13 protein-coding genes are annotated in these 13874 nt (G+C 73.3%); 4 read left to right on the plus strand and 9 right to left on the minus strand.

Annotated elements, in window-relative coordinates; genetic code table 11:
- Positions 1-57 precede the first annotated feature (57 nt).
- From D1J60_RS07350 to D1J60_RS07360, 3 genes are all read right to left on the minus strand, one after another.
- On the minus strand, positions 58-1533 hold the full coding sequence (locus D1J60_RS07350; RefSeq protein WP_125820564.1) for a membrane-associated oxidoreductase: 1476 nt from the start codon (positions 1531-1533) through the stop codon (positions 58-60).
- 79 nt (positions 1534-1612) lie between these two features.
- The gene (locus D1J60_RS07355) at positions 1613-3157 is read right to left on the minus strand and encodes an MFS transporter (protein WP_206436493.1); all 1545 of its coding nucleotides are present in this window, start codon (positions 3155-3157) and stop codon (positions 1613-1615) included.
- On the minus strand, positions 3157-3705 hold the full coding sequence (locus D1J60_RS07360; protein WP_125820565.1) for a TetR/AcrR family transcriptional regulator: 549 nt from the start codon (positions 3703-3705) through the stop codon (positions 3157-3159). Before D1J60_RS07360 ends, D1J60_RS07355 begins: the two co-directional genes overlap by 1 nt.
- A gap of 100 nt (positions 3706-3805) precedes the next feature.
- On the opposite strand from D1J60_RS07360, the gene D1J60_RS07365 reads away from it, so the two are divergent.
- Entirely contained in the window at positions 3806-4312 is a 507-nt protein-coding gene (locus D1J60_RS07365; RefSeq protein ID WP_125820566.1) for an HAD domain-containing protein, read from the plus strand.
- 182 nt (positions 4313-4494) lie between these two features.
- Positions 4495-4914, plus strand: a complete 420-nt coding sequence (locus D1J60_RS07370; protein ID WP_125820567.1) for a hypothetical protein — start codon at positions 4495-4497, stop codon at positions 4912-4914.
- 66 nt (positions 4915-4980) lie between these two features.
- Here the strand turns inward: D1J60_RS07370 and argH are convergent, their stop codons facing one another.
- A complete protein-coding gene (gene argH / locus D1J60_RS07375; protein WP_125820568.1) occupies positions 4981-6408 on the minus strand; it encodes an argininosuccinate lyase in 1428 nt (475 codons plus the stop codon).
- Positions 6409-6669: 261 nt separating this feature from the next.
- Between argH and D1J60_RS07380 the strand changes: the two genes are divergently transcribed.
- Together D1J60_RS07380 and D1J60_RS07385 are read left to right on the plus strand one after the other, a co-directional pair.
- The gene (locus D1J60_RS07380) at positions 6670-8178 is read left to right on the plus strand and encodes a hypothetical protein (RefSeq protein ID WP_125820569.1); all 1509 of its coding nucleotides are present in this window, start codon (positions 6670-6672) and stop codon (positions 8176-8178) included.
- Positions 8179-8236: 58 nt separating this feature from the next.
- On the plus strand, positions 8237-8926 hold the full coding sequence (locus D1J60_RS07385; protein WP_125597266.1) for a L,D-transpeptidase family protein: 690 nt from the start codon (positions 8237-8239) through the stop codon (positions 8924-8926).
- A 21-nt stretch (positions 8927-8947) separates the two neighbouring features.
- On the opposite strand, the gene D1J60_RS07390 is transcribed toward D1J60_RS07385, so the two are convergent.
- The 5 genes from D1J60_RS07390 to argC are packed head-to-tail and all read right to left on the minus strand — an operon-like array spanning position 8948 to position 13838.
- Positions 8948-9487: an arginine repressor gene (locus D1J60_RS07390; protein WP_007263124.1), complete on the minus strand. Its 540-nt coding sequence runs from the start codon at positions 9485-9487 to the stop codon at positions 8948-8950.
- Between the two features lie 7 nt (positions 9488-9494).
- Positions 9495-10715, minus strand: a complete 1221-nt coding sequence (locus tag D1J60_RS07395) for an acetylornithine transaminase (protein ID WP_125820570.1) — start codon at positions 10713-10715, stop codon at positions 9495-9497.
- Positions 10712-11620, minus strand: coding sequence for an acetylglutamate kinase (gene argB, locus D1J60_RS07400; protein ID WP_125820571.1), 909 nt, complete (start codon positions 11618-11620; stop codon positions 10712-10714). Before argB ends, D1J60_RS07395 begins: the two co-directional genes overlap by 4 nt.
- Positions 11617-12813: a bifunctional glutamate N-acetyltransferase/amino-acid acetyltransferase ArgJ gene (argJ, locus tag D1J60_RS07405; protein ID WP_125820572.1), complete on the minus strand. Its 1197-nt coding sequence runs from the start codon at positions 12811-12813 to the stop codon at positions 11617-11619. Before argJ ends, argB begins: the two co-directional genes overlap by 4 nt.
- Positions 12810-13838 carry an N-acetyl-gamma-glutamyl-phosphate reductase gene (gene argC / locus D1J60_RS07410; RefSeq protein WP_125603672.1) on the minus strand — a complete coding sequence of 343 codons (1029 nt, stop codon included), beginning with the start codon at positions 13836-13838 and terminating at the stop codon, positions 12810-12812. Before argC ends, argJ begins: the two co-directional genes overlap by 4 nt.
- Positions 13839-13874: the final 36 nt, after the last annotated feature.

Below are 13874 nucleotides of genomic sequence, written 5' to 3' on the forward strand. Positions count from 1 at the left end.
GTCCGGCGGCCGCGGAGTCCGGGATCCGGGGAAGCCGGGAACCGGGGAATCCGGGCCTCACTGCCGCTGGAGTGACCGGCTGACGCCCGCCGCCGTGGTGGTGGCGAGGACCCAGCCGGTCACGATCAGCAGGTATGACAGCCACTGGTACCAGCCGGCCGGCGCGAAGGCGCCCTCCTGCCCGAAGCCGATGATCGGCAGCATCAGGTCGAGGGTGTAGAAGAGCGGGTTGAACTCCGGAGCCTCCCCGGCCTTCAGCGCCCGGGGCGGGGTGATCCCGTACGCGACGGTCCCGGTGAGCGTCAGTGCCAGCAGCCAGGCCGCCGCGCGCATCGGCCGGAAGCCGTAGCCGACGGTGGCGTCCTGGAGCAGGCCCCAGAGCCGGGTGCGGCGGGGCTGGGTGCGCCGGTGGCGGCGCAGTTTGGCCAGCTGGGCGGTGCGTGCGGCCGCCTCGTCGCCGACGGTGCGGTAGGCGGCGGCCAGCTGCTCGTACGCGTACGGCAGGTAGCCGTCCTCCTCGCGCTCCAGCAGCGGCAGCCGCTCCTCGGCGGGCAGGTGGGGGTGGAGCAGCCGGTAGCTGAGCCCGTCGGTGCGGACCGTGGCCGGCCAGACGGACGGTTCGGCCCAGAGCATGTCGAACTGGCTGCGGCGCAGGTTGACGATGCCGTCGATGGTGGGGCACTTGCGCAGCCAGAACTCCCCCATCACGGCGGAGCTGGCGCGCAGGGCCACGCCCCCGGGGTTGGACAGGCTGGCGCGGGTCAGTATGGCCTGGCCGGGGATGCGGGCGCCGGTGAGGTTGACCATGCCCTCGGCGTGCAGCCGGTGGCCGCGCAGGTCGGTGCCGACCACGAGGGTCTCGGCGTGCAGGGCGATGCCGCCGGGGTTGACGAGCCTGGCGCCGTCGAGGCTGATCTGGCCGGCGATGCCGGCGCCGTTGATGCGGAACTGGCCGTGGACGGTGAGGCCGTCGGCCATGATGTCCGTTCCTATTTCCGCGTGGTTGAGCTGGAGCGGCGGCTCGTCGACCTCGTCGGCCTCGCTGCCCTGCCGGATGACGGCGCCCTGGAGGAAGAGCCCGCCGGCGATCCTGGCGCCCGCGAGGCGGACGGGGCCGTCGATGCGGCAGCCGGAGAGCCTGAGCACGATCTCGACGCGCACGGTGGCGGCGGTCAGGCCCGGGAGGGTGGAGTCGCCGAGGACGAGGGCGCGCAGCTGGGCGCCGTACATCATGGGCTTGCGTTCGAACCAGCAGGACCGCATCCGGATGGGGTGGTCCACGACCGCGTACTTCAGGTCGAGCTTGCCGGTGATCCTGGCGCCGTAGAGCTTGATCCCCGCGACGTGCCCCTCGTCGGCGGCGCCCCCGACGAGGAGGTTGCGCAGCACCTCGGCGCGGACGCTGCGTGCGGCGCCCCAGGAGGCTCCGTCGTGGGAGCTCTCGTGGGGGCTCTCGCGGAAGTCGACCGCCTCGCCGCGCGGGAAGGCGTCGACGACGCGGCGCTCGGCCGGGGTCAGGTCGTTGATCTCCATCGCCGGGATGGTGTCCCGGGGCCCGACGGACTGTCAATTCCGTTCGGGCCGCCGGGACACCGCGTCGCGGCGCGGTGCGTCAGTGCTCGACGCCGTCCTGGAGTTCCTGGCCCCTGAGCAGGAACCAGGCGGCCGCCGCGGTGGCCAGCAGGACGGCGGCGCCGACGCCCGAGGCGAGCCGCAGGCCGTCCACGAAGGCGTCCTGGGCCGCGCCGACCATGGTGTGGGCGGTGGCCGGGTCCAGGGTGCGGGCGGCCTCCACGGCGCCGCCGAGCGATTCGTGTGCGGCGTCGGCGACCGGGGCGGGGACCGAGGCCGGGGCGGTGAAGCCCTGGTAGACGCCGGTGACGACGGAGCCGAGCAGGGCGATGCCGAGGGCGGCGCCGAGTTCGTACGCGGTCTCGGAGACGGCGGAGGCCGAGCCGGCCTGCTCCTTCGGGACGCTGGAGAGAATGACGTCGGCGGTGACGGTGAAGGAGAAGCCGGCGCCGAGGCCGACGACGAGCAGGGCGGCGCCGAGCAGCGGGTAGCCGGTCTCGCGGTGGATGACGGTGAGGGCCGCGAGGGCCAGCCCTATGGCGGCGAGGCCGCCGGTGACGATGACGCGTACGGAGTGCTTGCGGGCGTACCTGCCGGCGACCAGGCCGGTGGCCACCGCGCCGATGGCGGCGGGCAGTTCGGCGAGTCCGGCTTCGAGCGGGTCGCGGCCCTGGACCAGCTGGAAGAACTGGGAGAGGAAGAAGACGAGTCCGGAGAGGCCGAAGACGGTCAGCAGGTCGGCGAGGACCGCGCCGGAGAAGCCGCGGTGCTTGAAGAGCCGCATGTCGAGCAGCGGGGAGGCGAGGGCGAACTGGCGGCGGACGAAGGCGTAGAGGCATGCGGCGCCGACGGCGGCGGCGATCCAGACGCCGGCGGTGGCGCCGTGGGTGGCCGCTTCCTTGACGGCGTAGACGACGCCGATGACACCGACGAGGGACAGGGCGACGCTGATCAGGTCCCAGGGGCCCGCGACGGGGTTCTTGGACTCGGGCAGCAGCCGGATGCCGACGAGGACCAGGGCGATCATCACCGGGAGGTTGATGAGGAAGACCGAGCCCCACCAGAAGTGCTGGAGCAGGGCGCCGCCGACGACGGGGCCGATGGCCGCGCCGGCGGAGGCGGTGGCGCCCCAGATGCCGATGGCGAGGCTGCGTTCGCGCGGGTCGTGGAAGATGTTGCGGATCAGCGCGAGGGTGGACGGCATCAGGGTGGCGCCGGCCACGCCGAGCAGGGCGCGGGCGGCGATCATCATCTCGGGGCTGGTCGCGTAGGCGTTCAGGACCGAGACGGCGCCGAAGGCGGTGGCGCCGGTGAGGAGGAGCTTCTTGCGGCCGATGCGGTCACCGAGGGAGCCCATGGAGACGAGCAGGCCGGCGATGACGAAGGAGTAGATGTCGCCGATCCACAGCAGCTGGGTGCCGGACGGCTTGAGGTCCTCGCTGAGGGACGGGGTGGCGAGGCCGAGTACGGTGGCGTCGACCGCGACCAGCAGGACGGCCAGGACGAGCACGGAGAGGGCGAGCCAGCGCCCCCCGCTCTTCTCCTCCGCCCCCGTCCCCCGCTGCAGCTGTTCGGTTCGGATCATCACTCCACGCTCCGTCGTGCGCCACCGAGCAGCAGCTCGGTGATCATGTACTGGAAGTCCTTGGCCGCGACCCGGCCGTCCATGACGGCCCAGGCGCAGCTGCCGACGAGCCCGTAGAGGGCCTCGGTGAGCCAGGCGGGGCTCAGGTCGATGCGGATGTCGCCCTCCTGCTGTCCGCGCTTGAAGAGCGCGTTGACGCGGGTGTCGAGGCGGGCCCAGCCCTCGTTGACCTGGTCGCCCTCGAAGAGCTGGTTCTCAGTGACGAGGAAGGCCAGCAGCTGGGCGTTGGGCTCGGTCTCGGCGATCAGCCGCCTGATGGCGTCCACGGCCGTCCCCTCGTCGAGGCGGGCGCGGTCGAAGGCGCCCTCGAACTCGCGGATGCCGAGGTCTTCGAGGGCGCGTACGAGGGCGTCGCGGCCGGCGAAGTGCCGGTGGAGGGTGGCGCGGCCGATGCCGGCGGCGCGGGCGACCTCGTCCATCGTGGCGGTCGACTTGCGGGAAAGCAGGGCCGCCGCGTCGCGGAGCACCTGGTCACGATCCATGGCCATGAGACAAGCATAACCCGAATGAGACGTGGCTGTCTCATTCGTTGATCCGGATCAAGAAAACGGGTCGCCACGAGGGCGGCCCGGCGAGAAGGGTGGAGCCATGAAGCCCCTGCTGCTGATCGACGTCGACGGTCCCCTGAACCCCTACGCCGCCCAGGCCCAGCGCCGCCCGGAGGGCTACACCACGCACCGGATGCAGCCCACCGGCTTCACCGACGGCAAGCCGCTGCGGGTCTGGCTGAACCCGGGCCACGGCGCGGAACTGCTCGCGCTGGCGGACGCGTACGACCTGGTCTGGGCCACCACCTGGAAGGACGAGGCGAACGACTGGATAGGGCCGCACCTGGGGCTGCCGCCGCTCCCCTTCATCGACTGGCCGGCGATGCACGGCCGGGCGCCGCGCGGCACCTTCTGGAAGACGCAGTACGTCCTGGAGTACGCGGGCGGGCGGCCCTTCGCCTGGATCGACGACGACATCACCGCCATGGACCACGAGTACGTGGACCAGCACCACCCGGCGCACGCCCTCCTGAGGTACGTGGACGAGCGGATCGGCCTGACCCGCGCGGATTTCGACGCGCTGGCGGACTGGGCGGCCGGACGGTGACAGGAGGTGATTCAATCATCACTCCCCGCAATCGGGGGTTTGATGCGCATCTTGATCATTTGGAGTGACCGTCACCGCAGGGCCTTCTCCCGGCGGCCGCCGAGGGAGGAGAGTCCTCCCCGGTGAGCCCTTTCCCGGGGTGGGCCACCTGCACGGATTCCTCCACATGCAGGGAGACAGTCATGAACGCATCCAGGAAGCTCACCCTCACGGCGGCGGCGCTGGCGCTGACGGTCGGCGGCGCGCTCGCCGTGTCCTCGGCCTCGGCCGAGCCGGCGGTCGCCTCCCACTCCATGGCCACGACCACGGCGTGGGCCAAGGTCGCCGCGAACGGCCAGGTCCTCGGTGGCCAGGGCATCACCGGCATCAACAAGTTCGGCATCGGCCGCTACAACATCACCACGTCCTCCGGCCTGAACGGCTGCGCCCTGCTCGGCACCGTCAACACCAACGGCGGGAACGACCCCGGTCCGGGCAGCTCGTCCATCCTGGTCGGCCAGGTGAACGGCAACACCCTCTTCATCCGCACCGCCACCCCGTCCGCCGGCGGCACGGCGGCCGTGGACAGCGACCGGCCGTTCTCCGTCACCGTCGTCTGCTGACACCCGGACACGCCGGAGGGGCGGCGGGGGCCGTGTGGGCCCCCGCCGCCCCTCCGGGCGCCACGGCTACTGCTTGTGGACCGCCCAGGCGTGCTGGATGACCAGGTCCGCCTTCAGCTCGGTGAGCTGGACCGCGACCGCCGAGGGGGCGGTGCCGCCCCGGCCGTTGCGGGAGGCGAGGGCACCGGGCACGTTGAGGACGGTGCGGACCTGCGGGGTCAGGTGCTCCGAGATCTTCGCGAACTGCTCGTCCGTGAGCTCGTCCAGCTCGATGCCGAGCGCCTCGCACTCCTTGACGCACTCGCCGGCGACCTCGTGCGCGACCCGGAAGGGCACGCCCTGCTTGACCAGCCACTCGGCGATGTCGGTGGCGAGGGAGAAGCCCGCCGGCGCCAGCTCCTCCATCCGCTCCCGGTTGACCGTGAGGGTGGCCATCATCCCGGTGAAGGCCGGCAGCAGCACCTCCAGGGTGTCGCAGGAGTCGAAGACCGGCTCCTTGTCCTCCTGGAGGTCCCGGTTGTAGGCCAGCGGCAGCGCCTTGAGGGTGGCCAGCAGGCCGGTCAGGTTGCCGATGAGGCGGCCCGACTTGCCGCGCGCCAGCTCCGCGATGTCCGGGTTCTTCTTCTGCGGCATGATCGAGGAGCCGGTGGAGAAGGCGTCGTGGAGGGTGACGAAGGAGAACTCCTTCGTGTTCCACAGGATGATCTCCTCCGCGATCCGGGACAGGTTGATCCCGATCATCGCGGTGACGAACGCGAACTCGGCGACGAAGTCCCGCGAGGCCGTGCCGTCGATCGAGTTGCCGACCGAGCCCCGCTCGAAGCCCAGGTCGGCCGCGACCGCCTCCGGGTCCAGGCCGAGCGAGGAGCCCGCGAGGGCGCCCGACCCGTACGGGGAGACCGCCGTGCGGGTGTCCCACTGCCGCAGCCGCTCCGCGTCCCGGGACAGGGACTGGACGTGGGCCAGGACGTGGTGGGCGAACAGGACGGGCTGCGCGTGCTGGAGGTGCGTACGGCCCGGCATCGCCGTGTCCGGGTGCGCCTCGGCGAGGCCGACCAGCGCGTCCTGGAGGTCGGCGAGCAGTCCGCCGATGATCCGCGCGTGGTCGCGCAGGTACATCCGGAAGAGGGTGGCCACCTGGTCGTTGCGGGAGCGGCCGGCGCGCAGCTTGCCGCCGAGGTCGGGGCCGAGCCGCTCCAGCAGGCCGCGCTCCAGGGCGGTGTGGACGTCCTCGTCGGCGACGGTGCCGGTGAAGGAGCCGTCGGCGACGTCCGCCTCAAGCCGGTCGAGGCCCGCGATCATGCGGTCGAGCTCCTCGGCCGTGAGCAGGCCCGCCTTGGCGAGCACCCGGGCGTGGGCGCGCGAGCCGGCGATGTCGTACGGCGCGAGGCGCCAGTCGAAGTGGACCGACGCGGACAGCTTCGCGAGGGCCTCGGACGGGCCGTCGGCGAACCGGCCGCCCCAGAGCCGGACGTCACCGTTGTTGCTGCTCACAGCTACTGCTCCTCTGAGGGTGGTGGTGCGGCGGTCTCCCCGCCGCGCAGGAAGCGGGGAGGCCGTCTCGGTACAGCGTCAAACGATTCACGGCGCGATGCGACGCGCGACCGGCCGGGGTGTAGGCATAACTATGCATTGCTCCGTATGTTTCGTCAATCGAGGTCCGGTGCCCCACCGCTGACCAGCCCGTATATCGAGGGCGTGAACCGGCTGCCGCCGTCTACGATCACGCGAGCGGAACGACCCTGGGGAGGGCACATGTGGAGCGCCGCCGAGGACGAGTCATGGGGGCGCAACGCGGCCGCCGGTCTGCTGGAGGGGCACGAGTCCCCGGCGGCCGCCCTGCTCGCCGGGAACGGCCCGGACGCCTGGACCGGCTTCGACCGGGAGGTGCGCCGCCTCCTGCGCTGCCGCCCCACCCCCGAGGGCGGCGGCCGGCTGGAGGCCCGGCTGTGCCACCCCGACGGACGGGTACGCATGGCCGCGCTCGCCGCGTGGCGCAACCCGCCCCTGGAGCTCCTGGTGATCCGGTGCGCCGACTGGGTCCCCCAGGTCCGCGACCGCGCCCGCAGGGTGCTCGGCCGGGCGGTGGCCCGACACCCCGTCCGCAATCGGGACCGGGCCCGCCGGGCGCTGAACCGGCCGGTGGCGGACGACCCCGCCCGGGTGCTGACGGCACTCGTCCCGCTCGCCCTGCGGCTGGCCGGACGCGAGCACGGAGGCTGGGCCGTGGAGCAGCTGGAGGCCGCCCTGAGCGGCCGGTACTCCCTCCTCGCGGCGTGGTGGCGCCCCGGGCTGCCCTCGACGACCTGGAGCCGGAACTCGCTGACCGCCGCGCAGCGCGAGGCCATGCTCGAGCGCCTGGCGGGCAGCGCCGACCGGCCGACGCGCCGCTTCGCCGCCCGCGTCGCCGTGGCCTGCGGGCAGTACGGAACGCGGGAGCTGGCCCGGCGGGCCGCCGCCGAGGGCGATCCGGTGACCGCCCGGACGTGGACCGACGCCGCCCTGGCGGCGATGGCCGCCGGCGGGCCGGACGACCGGGCCGTCGACATCCTGCTCGGCTCCCGCTCCGCGCCCGTCCGGGCCGCCGGGGTGACCGCCCTGCGCCGGGCCGGGCGGGCGGCCGAGGCGGCGGACCACCTCGCGGACCGGGCCGGCCAGGTGCGGGCCTGCGCCCGCTGGCTGCTGCGCCAGGACGGCGGTGACCCGTACGCGCACTACCGCGGGCTCGTCACGGACCGGCAGCGGGTGACCCGGTACGCGGTGGCCGGCTTCCGGGAGGTGGCCGGGCGGGCCGACGGGCCGCTGCTGCGCGCCCTGCTGGACCACCCCGAGGGGCCGGTGCGGGCCACCGCCCTGGCGGGGCTGCGCGGGCTGGGCCTGGTGGTCGAGGACGCGGTGCTGCTCGGGATGCTGGAGGACCCGTCCGCCTCGGTGTCCCGCGAGGCCGCGCTCGGCCTGCTGGGCGTGGCCGAGCGGCTGGACTCCGCCGCGCTGGCGGACCGGACCGGCCCCGAGTGGCCGCCGCACACCCGCAGGGCGGCGTTCCGGCTGCTGCGCGGCCGGGGCGGGAGCGCCGAACTGCGGGCCTGTGTCGCCATGATGACGGACCCGGACCCGGTGCTGGGCCTGTACGCGCGCAGCACCGTGCTCGACTGGAACTGGCTCAGCACCCTGGGCGAAGGGGAGGCGCACCAGGCGGAGCTCGGCGCCCTGCTGGCGCGGGCGGCCCAGGTCCTGGACGTCCGCCGGCTGCGGCTGCTGTGACACCCCGCCACGGCCTGCCTGCGCGGCGGCCGCGCCCGTCGGCCGTACCGTCTGGGGTGTGCTGCGTACCGCCCTGCTCACGGGCTCGCTGATCCTCGCCGGCCTCTTCCCCTACGGTCCGGACCCGCTGCCGGCCCGGCTCGCCGACACCGGCGGCGGGAGCCAGCTGATCACCGCCGTCGCCCCGGCGCCCGGGTCCACGACCGGGGTGCTGACCTGGTGGGACCGGCGTGCGGGCCGCTGGTTCGAGGCGGGCAGCGCCCCGGCCCGCTTCGGGGCGAACGGCCTGACCGAGGGCACGACCCGGATCCAGGGCACCGACACCACCCCGGCGGGCCTGTACGACCTGCCGTACGCCTTCGGCATCGCGCACGCCCCGGTCGGAACGGCGTACCGGTACCGCAGGGTGACGGACCGTTCGTGGTGGTGCCAGGACAACGCCTCGGCCGCCTACAACCGGTGGACGGAGCCGCTGCCCGCCGACTGCGCGCCGGGCGAGTCCGAGCACCTGGTGACGTACGCGCGGCAGTACGCGCACGCCCTGGTCATCGGCTTCAACTACGACGAGCCGGTGCGCGGCCGCGGCGCGGGCATCTTCCTGCACGTGGACGGCAGGGGCGCCACGGCCGGCTGCGTCTCCGTCCCCCGTGGCGCCATGCGCGAGCTGCTGCGCTGGGCCGATCCCCGCCGCCGCCCGCACATCGCGATCGGCACGGAGACCGGCCCGCTGGCCGTGACCCGGTACTGAGGGGGCGCGGCGGAGGAGGGCCTAGCCCTCCTTCTGCGCCAGCCGCAGGAGGTGGTCGGCCAGGGCCTGGCCGCCGGCCGGGTCGCGGCTGATGAGCATCAGGGTGTCGTCGCCCGCGATGGTGCCGAGGATGGCGTGGAGTTCGGCCTGGTCGATCGCCGAGGCGAGGAACTGGGCCGCGCCGGGCGGGGTGCGCAGGACCACGAGGTTCGCGGAGGCCTCCGCCGAGATCAGCAGTTCGCCGGAGAGGCGCCGCATGCGCTCCTCCTTGGCCGACTCGCCGAGCGGGGCCTGCGGGGTGCGGAAGCCGCCCTCGCTGGGGACCGCGTAGATCAGCTCGCCGCCGGTGTTGCGGATCTTGACCGCGCCCAGCTCGTCGAGGTCGCGGGAGAGCGTCGCCTGGGTGACGCTCAGCCCGTCGTCCGCGAGCAGTTTGGCCAGCTGGCTCTGGGAGCGGACCGGCTGCCGGTTGAGGATGTCCACGATCCGGCGGTGGCGGGCGGTGCGGGTCTGCGGGACGGAGGGGCCGCCGTTCTGCTCGGGTTCCTGCGCCTGGCTCATCGTCGTCTCATTCTCCGGATCGTCCCGCTTCGTCGAGGATGCCGGGAAGTGCCCGGACGAACGCGTCCACCTCTGCCTCGGCGATGACGAACGGCGGCATCAGCCGTACCACGTCGGGGGCGGGCGCGTTGACCAGGAATCCGGCCTGCTGGGCCGCGAGCTGCACCTTCGGCGCGAGCGGCTCCGTCAGCACGATACCCAGCAACAGGCCGGACCCGCGGACGTGGGAGACCAGCCGGTGACCGGAGGATTCGATTCCGGAGCGCAGGCGCTCGCCCCGGGCCTTGACCCGGTCGAGGAGTCCCTCGGCCGCGATGGTGTCGATCACGGCGAGGCCGGCGGCGCAGGCGACGGGGTTGCCGCCGAAGGTGGTGCCGTGCTGGCCAGGCTGGAGCAGGTCCGCGGCCGGGCCGAAGGCGGCCACCGCGCCGAGGGGCAGGCCGCCGCCGAGGCCCTTCGCGAGCGTGACGAGGTCGGGCTCGACGCCCTCGTGCTGCTGGTACTCGAACCAGCTGCCGCAGCGGCCGATGCCGGTCTGCACCTCGTCGAGGGCGAGCAGCGTCCCGGTGGCGCGGGTGATCTCGCGGGCGGCCGTCAGGTAGCCGGCCGGCGGGACGACCACGCCGTTCTCGCCCTGGACGGGCTCGATGAGGACGAAGGCGGTCTCCTCGGTGACGGCGGCGCGCAGGGCCTCCACGTCGCCGTAGGGGACGTGCGTCACCTCGCCGGGCAGCGGAAGGAAGGGCTCCTGCTTGCCGGGCTGGCCGGTGAGGGCCAGGGCTCCCATGGTCCGGCCGTGGAAGCCGCCGGTGGTGGCGACCATGTGGGTCCGCCCGGTGAGCCGACCGATCTTGTACACGGCCTCGACCGCTTCGGCACCGGAGTTGCAGAAGAACACGCGCCCCTCGCGGCCGAAGAGCTGGAGCAGCCGCTCGCCGAGCGCGAGGACGGGCTCGGAGGCGTAGAGGTTGGAGACGTGGCCGAGGGTGGTGATCTGCTCGGTCACGGCGGAGACGACCGCCGGGTGGGCGTGGCCGAGGGCGTTGACCGCGATGCCGCCGACGAAGTCGGTGTACCGCTTGCCGTCCGCGTCCCAGACCTGCGCGCCCTCACCGCGTACGAGGGCCAGCGCGGGGGTGCCGTAGTTGTTGGCCAGCGCCCCCTTCCAGCGGGCGGCGTAGCGCTCGTTGCCGGTCTCCTGACCGGCCGTCCCCTGGTTGGCGCTCACGTACCGTCCCCTCCCTGTCCGTCGGGCACGACCATCGTGCCGATTCCCTCGTCGGTGAAGATCTCCAGCAGGATCGAGTGCTGGACCCGCCCGTCGATCACCCGGGCCGTGCTGACGCCGCCGCGCACGGCGTGCAGGCAGCCCTCCATCTTCGGCACCATGCCGCTGGACAGCTCGGGCAGCAGCTTCTCCAGCTCGCTGACGGTGAGCCGGCTGATGACCTCGTCGCTGTTGGGCCAGTCCGCGTAGAGACCCTCGACGTCGGTGAGGACCATCAGCGTCTCCGCGCCGAGCGCGGCGGCCAGCGCGGCGGCGGCCGTGTCGGCGTTCACGTTGTACACGTGGCCGTCGTCGGCGCTGCGCGCGATGGAGGAGATGACCGGGATCCGGCCGTCGGCGAGCAGGGCCTCGATCGCGCCGGTGTCGATGGCGGTGATCTCGCCGACCCGGCCGATGTCGACGGCTTCGCCGCCGATCCGCGGGGTGTGCTTGGTGGCGGTGATGGTGTGGGCGTCCTCGCCGGTCATGCCGACGGCGAGCGGCCCGTGCTGGTTGAGCAGGCCGACCAGCTCGCGCTGGACCTGGCCCGCCAGGACCATGCGTACGACGTCCATGGCCTCCGGGGTGGTGACCCGCAGGCCGGCCTTGAACTCGCTGACCAGGCCCTGCTTGTCGAGCTGGGCGTTGATCTGCGGGCCGCCGCCGTGGACGACGACGGGCCGCAGGCCGGCCTGGCGCAGGAAGACGACGTCCTGGGCGAAGGCCGCCTTCAGGTCCTCGTCGATCATGGCGTTGCCGCCGAACTTGATGACGACGATCTTGCCGTTGTGGCGGGTGAGCCAGGGCAGCGCCTCGATGAGGATCTCGGCCTTGGGGAGCGCGGTGTGGCGCCTCGCGGTGCTCATGAGCTGTAGGCGCTGTTCTCGTGGACGTACTCGGCCGTCAGGTCGTTGGCCCAGATGACCGCCGACTCGGAGCCGGTGGACAGGTCAGCGGTGATGTGGACCTCGCGGTCCTTCATGCTCACCAGGTCGCGGTCCTCGCCGACGGAGCCGTTCTTGCAGACCCAGACGCCGTTGATGGCGACGTTCAGCCGGTCCGGGTCGAAGGCCGCCCCGGTGGTGCCGATGGCGGACAGGACGCGGCCCCAGTTGGGGTCCTCGCCGTGGATGGCGCACTTGAGCAGGTTGTTGCGGGCGATGGACCGGCCGACCTCGACCGCGTCCTGCTCGCTGGCCGCGCCGATGACCTCGATGCGGATGTCCTTGCTGGCCCCCTCGGCGTCGCCGATCAACTGGCGGGCGAGGTCGTCGCAGACCGTCCGTACGGCGTCGGCGAAGGCCTCGTACGCGGGTACCTGGCCACTGGCGCCGGAGGCGAGCAGCAGCACGGTGTCGTTGGTGGACATGCAGCCGTCGGAGTCGACCCGGTCGAAGGTGGTGCGGGTGGCGTCGCGCAGCGCCTTGTCGAGGGTGGCGCTGTCGAGGTCGGCGTCGGTGGTGAGGACGACGAGCATGGTGGCCAGGCCCGGGGCGAGCATGCCCGCGCCCTTGGCCATGCCGCCGACCGTCCAGCCTCCCCCACCCTCCGGGCGGGGGGACCCCCCGGAGACGGTGGCGGTCTTGTGGACGGTGTCGGTGGTCTTGATGGCGATGGCCGCGTCCTCGCCGCCGTCGGCGGAGAGGGCGGCGGCGGCCGTCTCGATGCCGGGGAGCAGCTTGTCCATGGGGAGCAGGACGCCGATCAGGCCGGTGGAGGCGACGGCGATCTCGCCGGCGTTGTGCTCGCCGCCGGGATCCTGCTCGTTGAGGGTGGCCGCGACCTTCTCGGCGGTGGCGTGGGTGTCCTGGAAGCCCTTGGGGCCGGTGCAGGCGTTGGCGCCGCCGGAGTTGAGGACGACGGCGCTGACGGTCCCGCCGCGCAGGACCTGCTCGGACCAGCGCACGGGGGCGGCCTTGACGCGGTTGGAGGTGAAGACGCCCGCGGCGGCCAGTCGCGGCCCGTTGTTGACCACGAGGGCCAGGTCGGGGTTGCCGTTCGCCTTGATCCCGGCGGCGATGCCCGCCGCCGTGAATCCCTGTGCAGCCGTCACGCTCACGGCGCCACTCCCATCGTGGAAAGACCCAGCGCCTCGGGGAGCCCGAGGGCGATGTTCATGCTCTGCACCGCACCGCCGGCGGTGCCCTTGGTGAGGTTGTCGATCGCGCTGATGGCGATGATCCGCTGGGCGGAGCCGTCGTACGCGACCTGGACGTGGACGGCGTTGGAGCCGTACACCGCCTTGGTGGTGGGCCACTGGCCCTCGGGCAGGAGCCGGACGAAGGGCTCGTCGGCGTAGGCCTTCTCGTACGCGGCGCGCAGCGACTCGGCCGTGGTGCCGGGCAGGGCCCTGGCGGAGCAGGTCGCGAGGATGCCGCGCGCCATGGGCACGAGGTGCGGGGTGAAGGAGACCGAGACGCGCTCCCCGGCGAGCGGGGAGAGGTTCTGCACCATCTCGGGGGTGTGCCGGTGGCCGCCGCCGACGCCGTAGGGGGTCACGGTGCCCATGACCTCGGAGCCGAGCAGGTTCGCCTTGAGGGCCTTGCCGGCGCCGGAGGTGCCGGTGGCGGCGACGATCACGGCCTCGGGTCCGGCGAGCCGCGCCTGGTAGGCGGGGTAGAGAGCGAGGGAGACGGCGGTCGGGAAGCAGCCGGGGACGGCGATGCGCCGGGTGCCGGCGAGGGCGGCGCGGCCGCCGGGGAGCTCGGGGAGCCCGTAGGGCCAGGTGCCGGCGTGCGGGGCGCCGTAGAACCGGTCCCAGTCGGCGGAGTCCTTCAGCCGGTGGTCGGCGCCCATGTCGACGACGAGGACGTCGTCGCCGAGCCGGGCGGCGACGGCTGCGGACTGGCCGTGCGGCAGGGCGAGGAACACCACGTCGTGGCCGGCGAGGACCTCGGGCGTGGTCGCCTCCAGGGTCCGTCCGGCGAGCGGGAGAAGGTGCGGCTGAAGCGGGCCGAAGGCCTGTCCGGCGTTGGAGTGGCCGGTCAGCGCGCCGATCTCGACCTCGGGGTGCGAGAGCAGCAGGCGCAGGACTTCACCGCCCGCGTATCCGCTCGCTCCGGCCACCGCTACACGTACCACCATCGGACCCTCCTCCTCGATGGCATGACTATACGTACC

It is taken from the genome of Streptomyces sp. W1SF4 (assembly GCF_003950035.1).
Lineage (GTDB): Bacteria > Actinomycetota > Actinomycetes > Streptomycetales > Streptomycetaceae > Streptomyces > Streptomyces racemochromogenes.